At 38.4% G+C, this 16,828-nt stretch carries 11 protein-coding genes and 3 pseudogenes; 10 read left to right on the forward strand and 4 right to left on the reverse strand.

Features of this window, described 5'->3' with window-relative positions; genetic code table 11:
- The 3 genes and pseudogenes from QT74_RS07215 to vapD form a co-directional block, all read left to right on the forward strand.
- Window positions 1–376, forward strand: a 376-nt coding sequence (locus QT74_RS07215; RefSeq protein WP_033764913.1) for an outer membrane protein, incomplete at its 5' end; no start/stop codon positions are given.
- 825 nt (window positions 377–1,201) lie between these two features.
- Entirely contained in the window at window positions 1,202–1,594 is a 393-nt protein-coding gene (locus QT74_RS07225; protein WP_033761059.1) for a type II toxin-antitoxin system HP0895 family antitoxin, read from the forward strand.
- A pseudogene (vapD, locus tag QT74_RS07230) lies at window positions 1,575–1,860 on the forward strand (endoribonuclease VapD). Before QT74_RS07225 ends, vapD begins: the two are co-directional and overlap by 20 nt.
- A 194-nt stretch (window positions 1,861–2,054) precedes the next feature.
- On the opposite strand, the gene QT74_RS07235 reads toward vapD, so the two are convergent.
- Entirely contained in the window at window positions 2,055–2,579 is a 525-nt protein-coding gene (locus tag QT74_RS07235) for an acyl-CoA thioesterase (RefSeq protein WP_001135623.1), read from the reverse strand.
- A 139-nt stretch (window positions 2,580–2,718) separates the two neighbouring features.
- Here QT74_RS07235 and QT74_RS07240 point away from each other — a divergent pair, with 139 nt between their 5' ends.
- The 4 genes from QT74_RS07240 to QT74_RS07255 all read left to right on the forward strand — a co-directional run bounded on the left by QT74_RS07240 (window position 2,719) and on the right by QT74_RS07255 (window position 6,485).
- Window positions 2,719–3,567 (forward strand): SDR family oxidoreductase, encoded by an 849-nt coding sequence (locus tag QT74_RS07240; RefSeq protein WP_033765759.1) that lies wholly within the window; start codon window positions 2,719–2,721, stop codon window positions 3,565–3,567.
- Complete coding sequence (locus tag QT74_RS07245) at window positions 3,560–4,540, forward strand: FecCD family ABC transporter permease (protein ID WP_000921461.1); 981 nt, start codon at window positions 3,560–3,562, stop codon at window positions 4,538–4,540. The genes QT74_RS07240 and QT74_RS07245 overlap by 8 nt, the downstream gene beginning before the upstream one ends.
- Window positions 4,540–5,307, forward strand: coding sequence for an ABC transporter ATP-binding protein (locus QT74_RS07250; protein ID WP_033765762.1), 768 nt, complete (start codon window positions 4,540–4,542; stop codon window positions 5,305–5,307). Before QT74_RS07245 ends, QT74_RS07250 begins: the two co-directional genes overlap by 1 nt.
- 152 nt (window positions 5,308–5,459) lie before the next feature.
- The gene (locus tag QT74_RS07255; protein ID WP_229261620.1) at window positions 5,460–6,485 is read left to right on the forward strand and encodes a glycosyltransferase family 8 protein; all 1,026 of its coding nucleotides are present in this window, start codon (window positions 5,460–5,462) and stop codon (window positions 6,483–6,485) included.
- Between the two features lie 151 nt (window positions 6,486–6,636).
- Here the strand turns inward: QT74_RS07255 and QT74_RS07260 are convergent.
- The 3 genes and pseudogenes from QT74_RS07260 to murJ all read right to left on the reverse strand — a co-directional run bounded on the left by QT74_RS07260 (window position 6,637) and on the right by murJ (window position 13,680).
- Window positions 6,637–10,536 (reverse strand): annotated as a pseudogene (locus QT74_RS07260) (vacuolating cyotoxin family protein).
- A 285-nt stretch (window positions 10,537–10,821) separates the two neighbouring features.
- The gene (gene cysS / locus QT74_RS07265; RefSeq protein WP_033765766.1) at window positions 10,822–12,219 is read right to left on the reverse strand and encodes a cysteine--tRNA ligase; all 1,398 of its coding nucleotides are present in this window, start codon (window positions 12,217–12,219) and stop codon (window positions 10,822–10,824) included.
- The gene (murJ, locus tag QT74_RS07270; protein ID WP_033745321.1) at window positions 12,220–13,680 is read right to left on the reverse strand and encodes a murein biosynthesis integral membrane protein MurJ; all 1,461 of its coding nucleotides are present in this window, start codon (window positions 13,678–13,680) and stop codon (window positions 12,220–12,222) included. It lies immediately after the preceding gene.
- Between the two features lie 93 nt (window positions 13,681–13,773).
- Here murJ and QT74_RS07275 point away from each other — a divergent pair, with 93 nt between their 5' ends.
- The 3 genes and pseudogenes from QT74_RS07275 to QT74_RS07285 form a co-directional block, all read left to right on the forward strand.
- Window positions 13,774–15,609: a hypothetical protein gene (locus QT74_RS07275; RefSeq protein WP_033765768.1), complete on the forward strand. Its 1,836-nt coding sequence runs from the start codon at window positions 13,774–13,776 to the stop codon at window positions 15,607–15,609.
- 29 nt (window positions 15,610–15,638) lie between these two features.
- On the forward strand, window positions 15,639–16,190 hold the full coding sequence (gene ruvA / locus QT74_RS07280) for a Holliday junction branch migration protein RuvA (RefSeq protein ID WP_033765770.1): 552 nt from the start codon (window positions 15,639–15,641) through the stop codon (window positions 16,188–16,190).
- A gap of 23 nt (window positions 16,191–16,213) precedes the next feature.
- Window positions 16,214–16,828: pseudogene (locus QT74_RS07285) on the forward strand (DUF3519 domain-containing protein); the annotation flags it as partial.

Consider the following 16,828-nt stretch of genomic DNA (forward strand, 5'->3'; position numbering starts at 1 on the left):
TGCGCTTTATAACTTCATCAACGACAAAGCCACCAATTTCTTAGGCAAAAACAACAAGCTTTCTGTGGGGCTTTTTGGGGGGATTGCGTTAGCGGGCACTTCATGGCTTAATTCGGAGTATGTGAATTTAGCGACCGTGAATAATGTCTATAACGCTAAAATGAATGTGGCGAATTTCCAATTCTTATTCAACATGGGAGTGAGGATGAACCTCGCTAGACCTAAGAAAAAAGACAGCGATCATGCAGCCCAACATGGGATTGAACTAGGGCTTAAAATCCCCACCATCAACACCAATTACTATTCCTTTATGGGCGCTGAGCTTAAATACCGCAGACTCTATAGCGTGTATTTGAATTACGTGTTTGCTTATTAATGTTTAGCCCTTTGTGGAACTCCCTTTTTTAACCCTCTTTTTAAACTCCCCCTTTTTGGGGGTTTCTTTTTTAAACCCTCTTTTTTTAAACCCTCTTTTTTTAAACCCTCTTTTTTTAAACCCTCTTTTTTTAAACTCTTTCTTTTTTGGGGGTTTGATAAAAGTTCTTTTTTCTTTTAAACCCTTTCTTTTAAACCCTTTCTTGTTGGGGGGTTTAATCTTTTTCTTTTTACTGATTTTTTAATCTTTTAATCTTTTAATCTTTTTACTAATAGAGCTTTTATCTTTCTAATTTTTTTAAACTTTTTACAAAACAATGTTTTTATTTTCAAACGCTAATCATAAAAAACACTCAAAGGCGTTTTTTTATAACCAACAATAAAAAAACTTGCGTTAGTTAAGCGATAGTTTTTTAAAAAATTTCTCTTTTAGGGGTGGTTTGATGAAAAATCCTTTTTAGCGTTTTTGATATTAGTTAGTGGAAAACTTGTCGCTAATTTAAACGATAGTTTTTAAAAAAGCGCTTCTTTTGGGGGTTAAGTTGGAGATTAAAAGGGGGGGAATGGTTTCAAAATTCCTCCTATTCTTTAAGAGAATGCGTTTTAAATATTTTAAATAAAACTTAAGAAAATGATTTTTACAACAAAATCAAATCTAAAACGATTATTTTTCACTCACAAAACTTTTAATCTTTTAATCTTTTTTCTTTTCACTGATTTTTTAATCCGCTTTTCAATCTTTAAGTTTTGATTTTTCTAACCTTTTTAATCCCACTCTATCGCTTGCGCTATAATGAATTTATCTTATATTTTAAAAGGAATAAGCATGCCTAACACCACCGCAGAAAAAGACTACACAAAATACAGCGAAAAACAGCTTTTTAATTTAATCCATCAATTAGAGCGAAAAATCAAAAAGATGCAAAATGATAGAGTTTCTTTTAAAGAAAAAATGGCTAAAGAATTGGAAAAAAGGGATCAAAACTTTAAGGATAAAATAGACGCATTAAATGAACTCTTGCAAAAAATCAGCCAAGTTTTTGATGATAAAAGAGATTGCTGTTTTGGGCATGAGATCCCAAACATTCAAACGCAACAAGCCATGAGAGATGCGTTAAATGGGGTTAATCTCACTCAAATTGATAGTTTAGATGATCTTACAAACGAGTTAAAAAGAGAAAATAATAAAGGTTTTGAAAATGTATGCTTTAGCGTTTGATTTAAAGATTGAGATTTTAAAAAAAGAATACGGAAGAACCCTACAATAAAGCCTATGATGATTTAAGGCAAGAATTAGAGCTATTAGGGTTTGAATGGACTCAAGGGAGCGTTTATGTTAATTATTCTAAAGAAAACACTCTAGCACAAGTCTATAAAGCGATCAATAAACTCTCTCAAATTGAGTGGTTTAAAAAGTCTGTTAGGGATATTAGAGCGTTTAAGGTAGAGGACTTTAGCGATTTTACTGAGATTGTGAAATCCTAGTGTTTAGCCAAATTTTTAAAATTCTTGGCACTTATAGAGTGAAAAATAACGCTTTTTTATGGCTTAGGCAGTCATAGCGAGTCGTTTTGAACCGCCCACACCACTCATAACGCTTAAATGAATCGCCCACCAACTACCCCCCTTTTTAGGGATAAAATTTAGGGTTAAAACACTGCCTACACGCTTTTTGCTTTTTAAACACCCTCGTGTTTCCCGCTTTTTAAATACCCTCGTGTGCGCATTTCCTTGCGCTTCAAAGCCCCTTCATAGCGGCGGATTTCAACCTCTGTTTTAGGCTCGTATTTAGGCATGGGGGTGGGTTTGCCATTTTCCACAGCCACCATCGTGAAATAGCATGAATTGGTGTGCGTGATTTCACGAGTTTTAATGTCTTCGCTCAAAACCTTAATCCCCACCTCGCACGAGGTGTTCCCCACATAATTGATGCTGGCTAAAAAAGTGAGCAAATTCCCTACAGGAATGGGGTATTTAAAAGTAACCCCATCCACGCTTAAAGTGACCGTTCCTTTAGCGCAATAACGAGTCGAACACACATAAGCCACTTTATCCAACAAATTCAATAATTCCCCCCCATGCATGACATTGTTGAAATTAGCGGTTGTAGGCACGACTAAATAGCTCATCAATAATTTAGTGCGATCCGCTGTGTCTATAGTGAAATCAAAATGGCTAGAATGCGATGATTGTATTTGAGGCATTGCTTCTCCTTAATTAAAATTGGTGTTAAAAATGTTTTTTGTAAAAAACATTCCAAGAACTATATATTAGTAAAAATTAAGTAATATTAAGTGAATATTAGAGTGATTAGAAAAATAATAAGAGAGTTAGCGTTAGAGAATGGGTGTTGGAGAGAAAAAAGAAAGCCAAAAGGTGGCGGTTATTACAGGGGCGAGTTCTGGGATTGGGTTGGAGTGCGCGTTAATGCTGTTAGATCAAGGGTATAAAGTCTATGCGCTCTCTAGGCATGCGACTTTGTGCGTAGCCTTAAACCATGCGTTATGCGAGCGCGTTGATATTGATGTGAGCGATTCTAACGCTTTAAAGGAAGTGTTTTTAAACATCAGCGCTAAAGAAAAATATTGCGACGTTTTGATCAATTCCGCCGGTTATGGGGTGTTTGGGAGCGTGGAAGACACGCCCATTGAAGAGGTTAAAAAGCAATTTAGCGTGAATTTTTTCGCCCTTTGTGAAGTGGTGCAACTTTGTTTGCCCTTATTAAAAAACAAGCCCCATTCTAAGATTTTTAACCTTTCTTCCATAGCGGGGCGTGTGAGCATGCTCTTTTTAGGCCATTACAGCGCGAGTAAGCATGCCTTAGAGGCTTATAGCGATGCCTTGCGTTTAGAGCTTAAACCCTTTAACGTTCAAGTGTGTTTGATTGAGCCAGGCCCGGTGAAAAGCAATTGGGAAAAAACCGCTTTTGAAAACGATGAGCGAAAAGATAGCGTTTATGCTTTGGAAGTGAATGCGGCTAAAACTTTTTATGCGAGCGTGTATCAAAAAGCCTTAAACGCTAAAGAAGTGGCGCAAAAAATCGTTTTTCTTAGTATGAGTCAAAAAATCAAGGCTCGTTATTTGATCGGCTTAAAAACCCAATTGTTACTAGCGTTGTATCAAATCCTCCCGAGTAGTTGGTATGATTCTTTGTTCAGATTAGTTGTTCTTAAAAGGAAGCGTGATGCTTAAAACCTATCATATTGCCTTAGCTTGCGTGATTTTAGCGGTGGTGGTGTTGTTGTTTGGGGGGGAGTCTTTGAGTTTGGAAGAATGGCAAGAAGTGTGCCTGAACGTGAAAAACCACTTTTTACACAATGAAGAACTGAGCTCTTTAAGTGTTATTATTTTAGAAATACGACTACCACGAGTGATCTTAGCGCTTCTGGTGGGAGCGAGTTTGTCCGGGAGTGGGGTGGTGATGCAAACGATTTTTAGAAACCCCTTAGTTGATCCCTTCTTATTAGGGATTTCTAGCGGGGCGATGCTAGGCGTGGCGATGGCGATAGCGGTAGTGGAGTCTAATATTGCGATTTTGGCGTTCTTTGGGGCGATTTTAGCCAGCCTTGCTGTCTTAGCGATGAATAGGGTTTTAGGTAATTCCGTCCTTTCGTTGGTGCTTTCAGGGGTGGTGTTGAGCGCGTTTTTAAGCGCCTTAGCCGGAGCGATAAAATTCTTTGTGATCCCCCAAAAAGCGCAAGCGATTGTCGTGTGGCTTTTAGGGAGCTTGTCTTTAAGCAGTTATAAGGATTGTTTGATCGCTTTCATAGGGCTATCTTTAGGCTTTATCCCGCTCTTTTTGTTAAGGTGGCGCATTAATTTATTGAGCTTGAGCGATGCGCAAAGTTTGAGCTTGGGGATTAACCCGGTGCTGTTGCGATCGCTGTGTTTGGTGTGTGTGAGCGTTGCAAGTGCTTTAGCGGTGAGCGTTTCCGGCACGATTGGCTGGATTGGGCTAGTCATTCCGCATGTGGCGAGGTTGTTTTTTGGGGCGAATTTGCAAAAACTGCTTTTAAGCTCTTTGTTAATGGGGGCGTTTTTCTTGCTTTTAGCGGATGTGGTGGCTAAAACCATTACCCCCTATGATTTACCGGTAGGCATTGCGACAAGCGTTTTAGGAGCGCCTTTTTTCTTGTGGCTTTTATTTAGAACTAGGGGGGTGTGATGGTTTTAGAAGTTAAAAACCTGTCCTTTAAATATTCTCAAAAACTCATTTTGGATAAATTGAGTTTTAGCGTGCCAAAAAACAGCATTACCAGCATTTTAGCACCTAATGGATCCGGTAAAACCACGCTTTTGAAATGCCTTTTAGGGCTTTTGAAGCCTTTAGAAGAAACCGAAATTAAAGCGTGTAACAAAGATATTTTACCCTTAAAGCCTTATGAAAAAGCCAAACTGATCGCTTATATCCCCCAAGTGGAGTATTATGCGTTTAATTTTAGCGTGTTGGATTTTGTCTTAATGGGGAAAGCGACGCATTTGAATCTATTCGCTACCCCTAAAGCCAAGCACATTAAAGAAGCCACGAATATTTTAGAGCGCTTGGATTTAGAGTCTTTAAAAGATCAAGGCATTAACGATTTGTCCGGCGGTCAAAGGCAAATGGTGCTTTTAGCCAGGAGTTTGTTGCAAAGAACGCCCTTATTGTTACTAGATGAGCCTACGAGCGCTTTAGATTTAAAAAACCAAGCCCTTTTTTTTGATGCGATTAAAGATGAGATGAAAAAGCGAGAATTGAGCGTTTTAGTCAATATCCATGACCCTAATTTGGTTGCCAGGCACTCCACGCATGTGGTCATGCTCAAAGATAAAAAACTTTTTTTACAATCTTCCACGCCAATCGCTATGACTTCACACAATTTAAGCGCGCTTTATGACACGCCCTTAGAAGCGATCTGGCATGATAACAAGCTTGTCGTGTATGCGTTGTAGGGGTTGAAAAAAAGGGATTTTGAATTATAATGTCTCGTTTATTTTTATTTTCAAGGAGTTTATATGAAAATTAGCGCATCTGTTACCCCCCCTCATTTCAAACTATCCCTATAGTAGTCGCTTTTGACAATAATTATTGTATCCCTGCGGGTGTGAGTTTATACTCCATGCTTTCTTCTTGTGCGCAAGAAAGAGATGGGGTAAAACTCTTTTATCAAATCCATTGTTTAGTGGATAGTTTGAGCGCTGAAAATGTAGAAAAATTAAAGCAAACTGTAGCCCCTTTTAGCGCGTTTTCTGGTATTGAATTTTGTGATATTTCAAATAATGACGCTTACCCCTTTAAATTGGTTTCCGAACTTTTCTTAAGACTCAATTCTTTCGCTAAAAAGCGTTTTTCTAAAATGATTTTATGCCGTTTGCTGCTAGCGAGTATTTTTCCCCAATATGAAAAGATTATCATGTTTGATGTGGATACCTTGTTTGTGGGCGATATTAGTGAGAGCTTTTTTATCCCTATGGATAAAGAGTATTTTGGGGCAACTAAAGAAGATTTGTCATTGATTGGTATTCATAGCGCTAATGATTTGTTTTCATCTCGTCTTAATTGGTCTAGAGGAATGGGTGTTAAACTCAATCATAAAAGCCCAACCTTTCAAGAAGTGGAAATTCTATATCAAAACCCTTTTAACGCAGGTTTTATGCTAGTTAATTTGGCATTGTGGAGGGAACGTCATTTAGAAGAAAAGCTGATTGATTTTTTTAAAGCAAGAGATGAAGGGCTTTTGTTGCCAGAGCAAGACTTGTTTGTGCTTGTTTGTCAAGGGCATATTTTAGAAATGCCTTGCAAGTATAATATCCATCCACGCATGGTTGGGACAAAAATGATACCTAAAGAATCTGATGCTTGCATGTTGCATTTTTATGCTGATGAAAAGCCTTGGAAACATTTTAGCTACCCGTATTCTAAAGAATGGCACCAAGCAGCTTTTAAAACCTCTTTTAGCTCTTTAGCTTTTGAGAATTTAGTGGGTACAATTGAAACTTTTACTAAACTCAATAACCACAACAAAAAAGATTTTTTTGAATTTTTAAACACCAAGTTAAATAAAAAACTTCTCATACAATACATATTGTTTAAGATTTTTAAAAAGCTAGAGTCTTTTTGTTTGCGTTAGCGGGGTTTGTTAAAGGCTAATCTCTTAGGGGTTGGTTTATCAATAAATGCATTAGCATGGCTTGTGCCACCATTATACCAATTGTTTCCCCTAATCTCACCCTATAATATCCCCCATAACCCATGCCAAAGCATGGGTTTAAAAGCGGCACTTAGAAGCTATACCTCATTCCTAAATTGGAAGCGAAATGGCCCGCATTGGAAATCAAGTTATGCCCATAAATAAAGCCCAAATTCAAAAACACTTCTTTAGCTAATTGCAATTCCCCACCCATCATCACTCTAGCATGCGTGTTTAAAGGGTTGCGAGCGGCATTGACTTTAAAGGTGTTCAAAGACACCGCATTGTTAGATCCAAAATTCGCAAACTCTTGCAAAACTCCAGCATTCAAATAGAAGTATGAAGTGTCCCCATAGTAATAGCGGGCTTCTATGTTAGCGTTAGCGTTGAATAAATGCTGACTGTTCGCGCCATTTTTTAAAGCCACTTGATTACTGTTGCTTTTAAAATTGGTTGAGCCTAAATGATTGTAGCTCACGCCCACGCTTGGTTTTAACACTAAAGCGTTTCTAAAAAACGCAAAGTCATAACCATAGCTCGCTTTTGTTGCAGCGCTATAAGCTAAGTAACTATAGCTTTGATTCAAATCTGATAACAGAGTGCTTTTGAAATTCAAGCTTGATTGATCGCTCCCTACGGCCCCTTGAGCTTCAAAATCAAATTCATGCTGGTTAGCAAAAAGACGGCTATACACGCCAAAATTAGTGTTATTAGCCCCAGAGTTAAGAGAGTTCGCTTGATTACTAAAAGAGCTATAACCATAGCTTCCAAACCCGCCCACAATGGCTTCCACTTCCCCATTAAGGTAAGCATCTACGCCTGCACTTGTGCCATACAATGAAGTGTTAGAGCCGCTATTCAAACTCGTTCCCCCAATCGCATTAGCCCAAACATTGGTGGGTTTTTCATATTTAGGAGCGAACTTATACACCACTTCTGCTGCGCTTTCTAAAGAAGCGAATTTTTGATCTTTTAAAGCTTGCAAGCGTTGGGCAAACGAGTCAATATTGTTGGTGTGTTTTCTGGAGAGATTGACTAAACGAGAATTTAAAATCATCGCATTACTCAAACTCAAAGTTGATAAGCCACTTGTTTTATGCTCTAAACTGGCTATGTTGTTTAAAGTGTCAGTGGCCGCATTCAACTGCTGGGTGATTTCATTGGTGCTTGTGTGATCAATCATTTGTCTGGCATAACCCGCATTATGGTTATCAATCAATAAGGTTTGCAAAAGATTTCTGCCTTGCGCGCCTGAATGGGCATAAAGCGTGTCAATATCTTTAGAGCGATCAGCTAATTCAAACACGCTTTCAATGGTGCCAAAATCATGCTTATTGATAGCGACTAAATTAGGAGTAGCTCTGTGAGCGAAAGGAGCGTCCTTTACGAGAGCGTAAGCGAAACGCGCATTGCTAGTGGTGTTTGTGGGTAAGTTTGTGGTATTGCTCTCAGAACTAGTAGGCGCAGAATTGTTACCCAAATTAACAGCGATTGTGGTGTTGTTAGCGGTTTTACTAATGCCTGTATTTTTCCATGCCTTACCTTCAAGATACTTGTAACTTTCAGGATTATTCACCATACTTTGGTTGCCGATAGCCATTCCGCATGCTTTAATGTCATTGAGATTGTTTTTTCGCACCACACAAATATCCATGCGGTTGTTGTTGTTATAAAGGGCTAGGCGTTCTTTGAATTGTTCTTGTTGGTTGGTAGCGTTTGTGGAAACATTATCATAATTAATGTTTTGCGCTTTCACTAGAACATGCTCTTTATTTTTAGTGAGGTTTTGAGCGTCATTAATTTTAATGAGCGGCTGGTAAAATCCGGTCGCACTATCCACATTGTTATTAAACTTCATGGTCGCTGTCTTGCCTACATTCAAAGTCGCTACACGCCCGTTTTGGACAAAAAGATTCATAAGCGACTGGTTGTTAGTGAAATTCCCTTGAATGGTTAAATCCAAATCTTTACCATAATCCATGCTAGCGTTATTGGTTAGGGCTAGATTATTAAACATAAGCCCCGTTTTGCCCGGAATGTTTCCTGGAGCTCCAAAAAGAACCCTCTTAGTGATTTCAACATCGGTAACATTCCTGGCGTCAAAATAATTCCAAGGGGCATGGTAAAGCTCATCTATAACGAGTTTTTTACCGCTTTTAAAAGTAACACCTCCAGAATAGGCCGGGCTATATCCCGTTTGCAAGCTCACGACACTGATGCGCGATTTATCGCCTATATCTTCGCCAAAAATACTGTATTGACCAAAACTCTGAACACGGGTTGTAACCACCAATTCCTTAATATCAAAGTTTTTAATGTTCACATTAGTGGCAGCTGTGGTGAGTTTGTTGATACTGACCTTATCGGTAACGCCACTAAGATCCAAAGTGCTAGTGTTTAGCCCATTATCGCTTTTGCTAGCATCAATATCTTTAAAATGAGCGGTGTTGGCATTCACTTTTAAATTTGTAGATTTTCCCAAATAAACATTGCCATTAAACTTAGCGGTATGGGCATCCACTCTTAAATTCACCGCTTTTCCTAGATGGATATTGTTATTAAAAGTGGCGGTGCCGTTGTTGGTATCTTCGCCAGCCTTAAATTCAAAATTCGCGCTTGAGCCTGCCAAAGCAGAACCACCCACTTGGTTATTCACTCTTAAAGTCCCCTCAACGGTGATATTCCCGGTTAGATTTTCCACTAAAAGAGAACGCCCGCTCGTTGAATTGGATAGATTGACACCGCCTTCGCCGATATTCAAATTAGCCGCATTCGTGCTTAAGGAAGCTTTAAAACCTCCCGCTTTAATCGTGCCATCAGCGTTAGTGTTTAAGTGGAAAATATTCACAACCGTGTCTTTACCACCAGCAAAAGGCCCATCAATAACTTGCGTGGGTTCAGTTTCTGTTTTTTGCGTATCGTTTTTAGTGCCGCCTTGAGAAGTGTCCTTATTTTTACCCTTATAGCCTTCTTCTGGAGGGGTAACAATGTTTAACCCTGCACTTTACCACAAATCCAGCGTGCCAATATTAGTCTTTTTATTGGCGATAATGCCTGCTTGAGCGCCGTTGTGATCCCCCACAACGAGATGACGGAAATTCGTTTCCCCTGTTACTTTTGAAGTGTCTATCGTGCTGTATGAAGGGGCCAAATACGCTCCCACATACTGCAAACGGCCCATCCACACCTTACCCCATAGATCAACGCTCTGGTTTGAGCTTGAAACCAGATTAAGCGTCGCGCCATCATAAAGAGAGATTTCAGCGTTTTCACGGCTAGTGATTTTTTCTGAACTTTTCAAAGTCAAAACCGTAGAGCTAGCCTTCCTCCCGGCCCCAGAACCCACACGATTGTTGATTTCTAAAAAATTATCAATCAAGATATTTTTAGCGTCAAAATTCACCCTCGTGGTGCGATCAGCAGAGTCCTTAAAGCTTGTGAAAGAATTGCCATTGAATTGGCCTAAGCGTAAAGTGGCTTTTTGCATATTGACGTCTAAATCCCCACCGGTATAGTTTATAAGCCCTGAAAGGTTATAAGTCCCTACAGCGTCTTTCATATCCACTTCAAGTTTATTCCATTGCCCGCCTTTGACCCAATAATGCCTAGCAGCATTCCCCCAATCCCAACCTCCTTCAATCTTACTAGATAAAAGAGATTTGTATAAGTCGTATTGCTTGTTGGGGAAATTATTAAAACCTCTTCCTGCTTGAATGCGCCAAATTTTATCGGGCGTATCTGGGGCTTTATTGGCTTGTTCGGCTTGTTTGAGTCCCCAGCTAAGAAGCCCTGAGACCGTTCCTACAGCGGTGCCGGTAGCGATACCACCAATAATGGCTGGAATGATCACGGTGGTGAAAAAGGCGCGATTCTCGCTGTGTATGGGATCATTTGGCGTATTAGCCCCTAGTTCGGTGCTCATTAATGCCCCCGCTAAAGCGAGAGAAATAATAGGGCGATTGATTTTGCGGTATGTTTTTTGCGATTCCATTTTTTTCCTTTCTTTTTATAAAACGATTTTTGCACAAATGGTATGACTTTAAACGAGATGATTTCTGTTGCATCTACAATTAAGGTTATAAATATACAAATCTACAACCAATGGTTAATTTTTATCAATTTAATATAAATGAACGCAAAATTTAACAAGATTAAAAAGTAACATGATTGAAATTTTTGGCTAAAGTGTGTAAATAGGTAAAATTTAAAAAGCTTAAAAAGCTTCTCTTATTGAAAGTTTTGGTTAGAGTGTGTAAATAAGTAAGGTTTGAGAAACTTAAAAAAGCTTCTCCCATGTAGTGCCTTGTGGGGTGTCCATCAAAGCGATTTTGCACTTTAAAAGCTCTTCTCTGATGCTATCGGCTTTCATGAAATCCTTTTGCTCTTTGGCGCGCTTCCTTTCTTCTATCTTTTTTTCAATTTCTTGTTTTTCGCTTTCATTCACGCCCAATTGGAAATATTCAGTAGGGTTTTTAAACCCGATGCCAAGCAATTCTTCTACGAATTTCAAGTTCGCTAAAATTTCGCCTTTCAAAGCCTTGTTTTTAGGATTTTGATCCAGTTTTTCATTCATAGAAGAAAGCATGCTTTCTAAAACGCTCAACGCTTTAGAAATGTTCAAATCATCTTGCATGCATTCTAAAATTTCTTTTTTAAAGTTTAAATCAATGTTTCCAAGAGATCCCAAAACGCGCTGTTTTAGGCGATAGATTTTATCCAAGCGTTTTTTACTCATTAACAAGTCTTCTTCATTGAAATTCAAAACAGAGCGATAATGCACCCCTAATAAATAGTTGCGCAAAATTTCGCCATCATAGTTTTTGAGGGCGTCTTTAATAAAAAAACTATTCCCTAAACTTTTAGACATTTTTTCGTTATTGATATTCACAAAGCCATTGTGCATCCAGTATTTAGCGATTTCCACGCCAAAAGCGCAACGGGTTTGGCACGCTTCATTTTCATGGTGGGGGAATAATAAATCCACTCCGCCTGCATGAATGTCAATTTGATAGGGGGTGTTAGCGAGCGCTAAAGTTTCAAAAACCATGCTAGAGCATTCTATATGCCAGCCAGGGCGCCCCTTGCCTAAAGGGCTATCAAAGCCCACATCATTATCCCCCTTATAGCTTTTCCACAACACAAAATCCTGCTCGAGCCGTTTTTCTTGCACTAAACCAATGCGGCCAAATTCCATACTGCTATTATGCACGCTCAAAGAGCCGTAGTCTTTATCCTTGCTCGTGTCTAAATAAATATCCCCATTAGAAACTTGATAAGCGATATTTTTTTCTAAAAGCGTTTCAATCATGCGCACCATAGCGTCTAAATACTCGCTCGCTTTAGGCTCTAGACTGGGTTTTTTCACATTCAAAGCGTTTAAATCTCTCGTGTAAGATTCAATATAGATACTGCTTAATTCTTGAATGCTTTTATTTTCTTTGAAGGCTTTATTGATAATCTTGTCATCAATATCGGTGAAATTCCTAACCAACACCACTTCATAGCCGCTCAATTCAAGCGTTCGCCTCAATAAATCAAAAGCGATCGCGCTCCTGGCATGCCCTAAATGAGCGTCATCATACACCGTAGGCCCGCACACATAAATATTCGCCTTTTTTTCAATTAAAGGCTCAAAAGGGACTTTTTGTTTTAATTTGGTATCATAAATCAACATTTAAAAACCTTGAAAATAATAAAATAAATATAAATGTGTTATTAACGACTTGAACGCTAAGAGCAATAAGATTTCTGCGCAAGCGAGAAAAAGAATCACAAGCCATAATTTTAAAGGCTTAATTATACCCAAGAATGCTTGAAAGCCAAACGCTTTAATCGTTAAAACAAATAAAAATAACCCGCTCAAACTATTCGCTAACGCTAAACCCAAAACCCCTAAAAAGGGCATCAAACTTAAAGAAGCCACCAAACCTAAAAAAAGCGAAATTAAAGAGATTTTAGCCGCTTTTTTTTGTTCTAATTTCGCATAGAGCCATAAAGAAAAGAGTTTGGTTAGCCCAAAAGGGAGCAAGCCTAAAAGATAGAGCGAAAAGACTTGCGAAGTGATTAGAGTGTCTTTAGGGCTAAATTGCCCTCTTTCAAATAAAAGCTCTGTGATTTCTTTGCTTAACATGATCCCCCCAATGCTGCAAAAGAGCAAAACCCCCACCAAAAAAAACCACGCCTTTTGCAAGCGTTGCAAGATTAAATCCTGGTTGTTGTTTTTAAGCGCGATTGCAATGCTAGGGAAAAGGGCTGTGGAGATAGCGATAGCAAATAAGGCTAAAGGGAGCTGAAACACCCTATTAGCGTAATACAAATAAGACACGCTCCCGCTCGCTAAAAAAGAAGCGATCGTGGTGTCTAAAAAAGAAGCGATTTGCGCACTGGAATTGCCTAAAACGCTGGGGAAAAATTGTTTGAAAAACCCTTTCAAATCCTTTTTAACTTGATTGAAGCGGTATTCTTTTTTGAGCGCGTTTTTAGTCTTAAAACTTAACAACCCTTTTGATAACAGATTGAATAAACCTAATCTCACTAAAGGATAAAAATGCAATAAAATTTGAGCCACGCCCCCTAAAAGCACGCCATAGCTCAAATAATACAACGCTTCTAAGTGCGGTTTTTCTTTAGAAATAAAAAGGGCTAAAATCATGCACAAATTGAGTAAGCTTGCGCTATAAGCGCTGGCAAAAAAGCTGTGTTTGTATTGCAAAAGCGCGCCTAAAAAAGTGGTGATAAACACCAATAAAAGATACCAAAAATTGATCGCTACAATCGGGGCGCATAATTTGAGCGTTTCTTCATCAAAGCCGTAAGCTAGGAGTTTAGTTAGCCATAAGGGATTTAACGCTATGAATAAGCACCATATCAATAAAACGCCGCAAAAAATAAGCCCCACTAAACTTGCAAAACTCCCTTTAATAGAGCTTCGTATAAAGCTCGGTAAAAAGCTTTGCGAAAACGAGCCTTCTGCAAAAATACGCCTGAACAGATTGGGTAATTTGAAAGCCACAAAGAAAATATCGCTAAACACCCCGGCCCCTAGAATATTAGCCATCATCAAATCCCGTAAAAAGCCAAAAATCCTAGAGCATAAAATCCCTAAACTATTCGTTAAAAATATTTTTTTTAGCATACCAATCGCAGTTATTACCTAATTTTCAGTGTTTTTTTGTTAGCATTATGTTATTTTTCACCTTTTTATAGTATACCATTTAAGGATTAAAAAATGAGCTTGGAGCGTTTTGCCCCTATAAAAATTGAGCGGTGCAAAGACATTCAAAAAGAATTGAAAAAAGCGGCCGCTGAAAATAAATTGCAAACAGAAGATCTGTGGTTTGAAATTTTAAAAACTTCTATTTTTATCAAAAACAGCGCTAAAGATGAGTTTAGCGAGGCTTTTAGTGGGGAATTGCAACAATTAGAAGAAGAGGAATATTACGAAAAAAAGGAGCTCACCCTCTATCAAACCCACGATATTAAGATCAAATTAAACGCTTACAAACGCTTTTTTGAAGTGAAAGTGGATGAAAATTTGAGCAAGATTGAGATCATTTTAGACGAGTGTTTTATTGTCCTAGACACTGAAGAGCATTACCAAGAAATGTTTGGGTATATTAAAGAGTGTTTAGCCTTTGAGGGCGTGGTGTTTCGCCACCTTCCAACAATGTATGAAAACCTAAAAATAGAATTAAGAAACCATAAAAATAAAACCCAAACCAAGCGCTTTATTTTATTCGCTTCTTTAACCTTTATCCCTAACACAGAAGAAAAATCCCATTTTTTATTAGAAGAAGAATACCTTCCAACGCATCCAATCCCTTTAAGCGAACAAGAAGAATCCTTTGTTAAAGAAAATTATTATATCGCTAAAGAAAATCAAAAAGTCGCTTGGGTGAGTTACCCTAAACAAGGCAGAGAAGGCCGTAACCTTAAAGGCCTTTATGTTGAATTGCCTAAAGTTGCTAATTCGCCCACCCCCATAGGACATGATAAAAACGCTTTTGAAGAAAGAGAAGAAGATAACGCTTTAGTGTATTACTCCAAAGCCTTACAAGGGGTTAAAATGGAGAAAGGGCGTTTGGTTTCTAAGCAAGATTTTATCTTTAAAAACGGGATCAAATCCATTGAAACGCCCAATCTTTTAGGGGGAGTGGAGAGCGGGTTAGTATTAGAGATTCAAGCTAAAGACGAGCTGAATGATGCGATTGATTCTAACCTTATTTTAGAAGCGAGCGCGATTAACATTAAGGGCAATGTGGGTAAGAATGTGATCTTAGTGGCTAAAGAAATCAATATAGAGGGGCAAATCCATCCTGAAAGCTATGTGTATGCCAATAAAGCGTGCATCACTAACCATAAAGGCGTGTGTTATGCTAAAGAGTTGGAGTGCAAGTATTTAGAGCGCGCTAAAGTGTATGCCAATAGCGTTAAAGTAGAAGCGAGTGCAGGGAGCGTGGTTTATGCGAAAGAAATCGCTTTAGAAAAGCTTAAAAGCGATAACAAGCTGTATTTTTCCAAGCAATGCCTGATTGATGAAGTGGATGGTAATGGCAACCGCTTTATTTTTTACGCCTTTGGGGGGCGAGAAAACCAAGAAGAATTAAAGATCGCTAAACAAAAGCTCAATGCATTAGGGTTAAAATCTAAAAAAATCATCGCTCAGCACCAGTCTTTAAACCACCTGGTCAAAAACAACCAAACGATCATGGAAAAGCTTAAAAACGCTACCGAAGAAATCAAACGCTCTTTAATGCAACAAGAAAGCGTGAAAGACGCTTATAGTGAGTTTATGTTCGCTTTGAAGCGTTTGAAAATCTTAAAAGCCCAAATGCTAGAATTGCAAAAAATCAATAACGAATGCTACGCTAAACTCATTAGCATAGAAAACGGCTTCCAGCATGCAAGCATTATGACTAAAAACCCTTTCAAGCAAGAAAATATCGTGATCTATCATCGCAATTACCCTAAAGTGAGCAATTTAACCGCCATGTTAAGCCATAATGAAAGCGTGGATGTGATCTATGAAGATTATAAAATCAAAAAAATCCCTAAAAAGCGCTAAAAAAGCTAAATCATAAGAAAGAGATAAAAATGATAGTGGGTTTAATAGGGGTCGTGGAAAAAATTTCCGCTTTAGAAGTGCATATAGAAGTGCAAGGCGTTGTTTATGGGGTGCAAGTTTCTATGCGAACTTCTGCTTTGCTTCAAGCGGGCCAAAAAGCGCGTTTGAAAATCTTGCAAGTGATTAAAGAAGATGCAAACCTTTTATATGGGTTTTTAGAAGAGAGCGAGAAAATCCTTTTTGAAAGGCTTTTGAAAATCAATGGGGTAGGGGGGCGTATCGCATTAGCCATTCTTTCAAGCTTTTCGCCGAATGAATTTGAAAACATTATCGCCACTAAAGAAGTCAAAAAACTCCAGCAAGTTCCAGGCATTGGCAAAAAGCTCGCTGATAAGATCATGGTGGATTTGATTGGCTTTTTCATTCAAGATGAAACCAAGCCTGTGCATAATGAAGTCTTTTTAGCTTTAGAGAGTTTGGGCTTTAAAAGCGCTAAAATCAATCCCATTTTAAAGAAACTCAAACCTAATCTCAGCATAGAAGAAGCGATTAAAGAAGCCTTACAACAACTGCGCTCTTAAAAAAAGTTTTTTAGTATCCGCTCGCTAAAAACCTAGTAAGAGAATTAAGCGCGCAAAAATCACACTTTAGCAACAACACGCTTAAAATCATTCAAGAGCTTAATAACGGCATCAAGCAAGCGAGCGAAGAGATCAAATCTAAAGCCACTAAATACGAAAAAGCCTTGCAAGAATTGCAAAAGATTGATGAAAGCAAGCTTACTAAAGAACAGCAACAGGTTTTAAAGGTGTTTAAGGGAGAATTAGATCAAACAGAGATTAAAGGCATAGATTTAAACGACCTTTACATTTTAGATCAAGGCACAAGGCATGCGGGAGCTAAAAAGATTTTAGTTAAACAGAACGGAGAAGAAAGCACAGGCGGACTAACGAACGACGAGCTAATCAACATGAGCGAAGTGATTAAAAACGGAAGCGTGTTATTAGAGAGTTTTGAAAGGCTTAAAAACGGGTTTAGATACGCTTACGAGTGGGAGAATAACGGCATTAAGCTTAGGTTAATAGTAGATGATTTAAACAATGGAAATAAGATTTTTGATTTTTATAGCGATAGGAATTTTACAGATTTTAGAGATGCCAGGCCACAACCTAGCACCTCAAAGGATAACGGGACACAACCCATTACCCTTGATGAACCT

It is taken from the genome of Helicobacter pylori SA213A (assembly GCF_000476275.1).
In the GTDB taxonomy this organism is placed as follows: domain Bacteria; phylum Campylobacterota; class Campylobacteria; order Campylobacterales; family Helicobacteraceae; genus Helicobacter; species Helicobacter pylori_CL.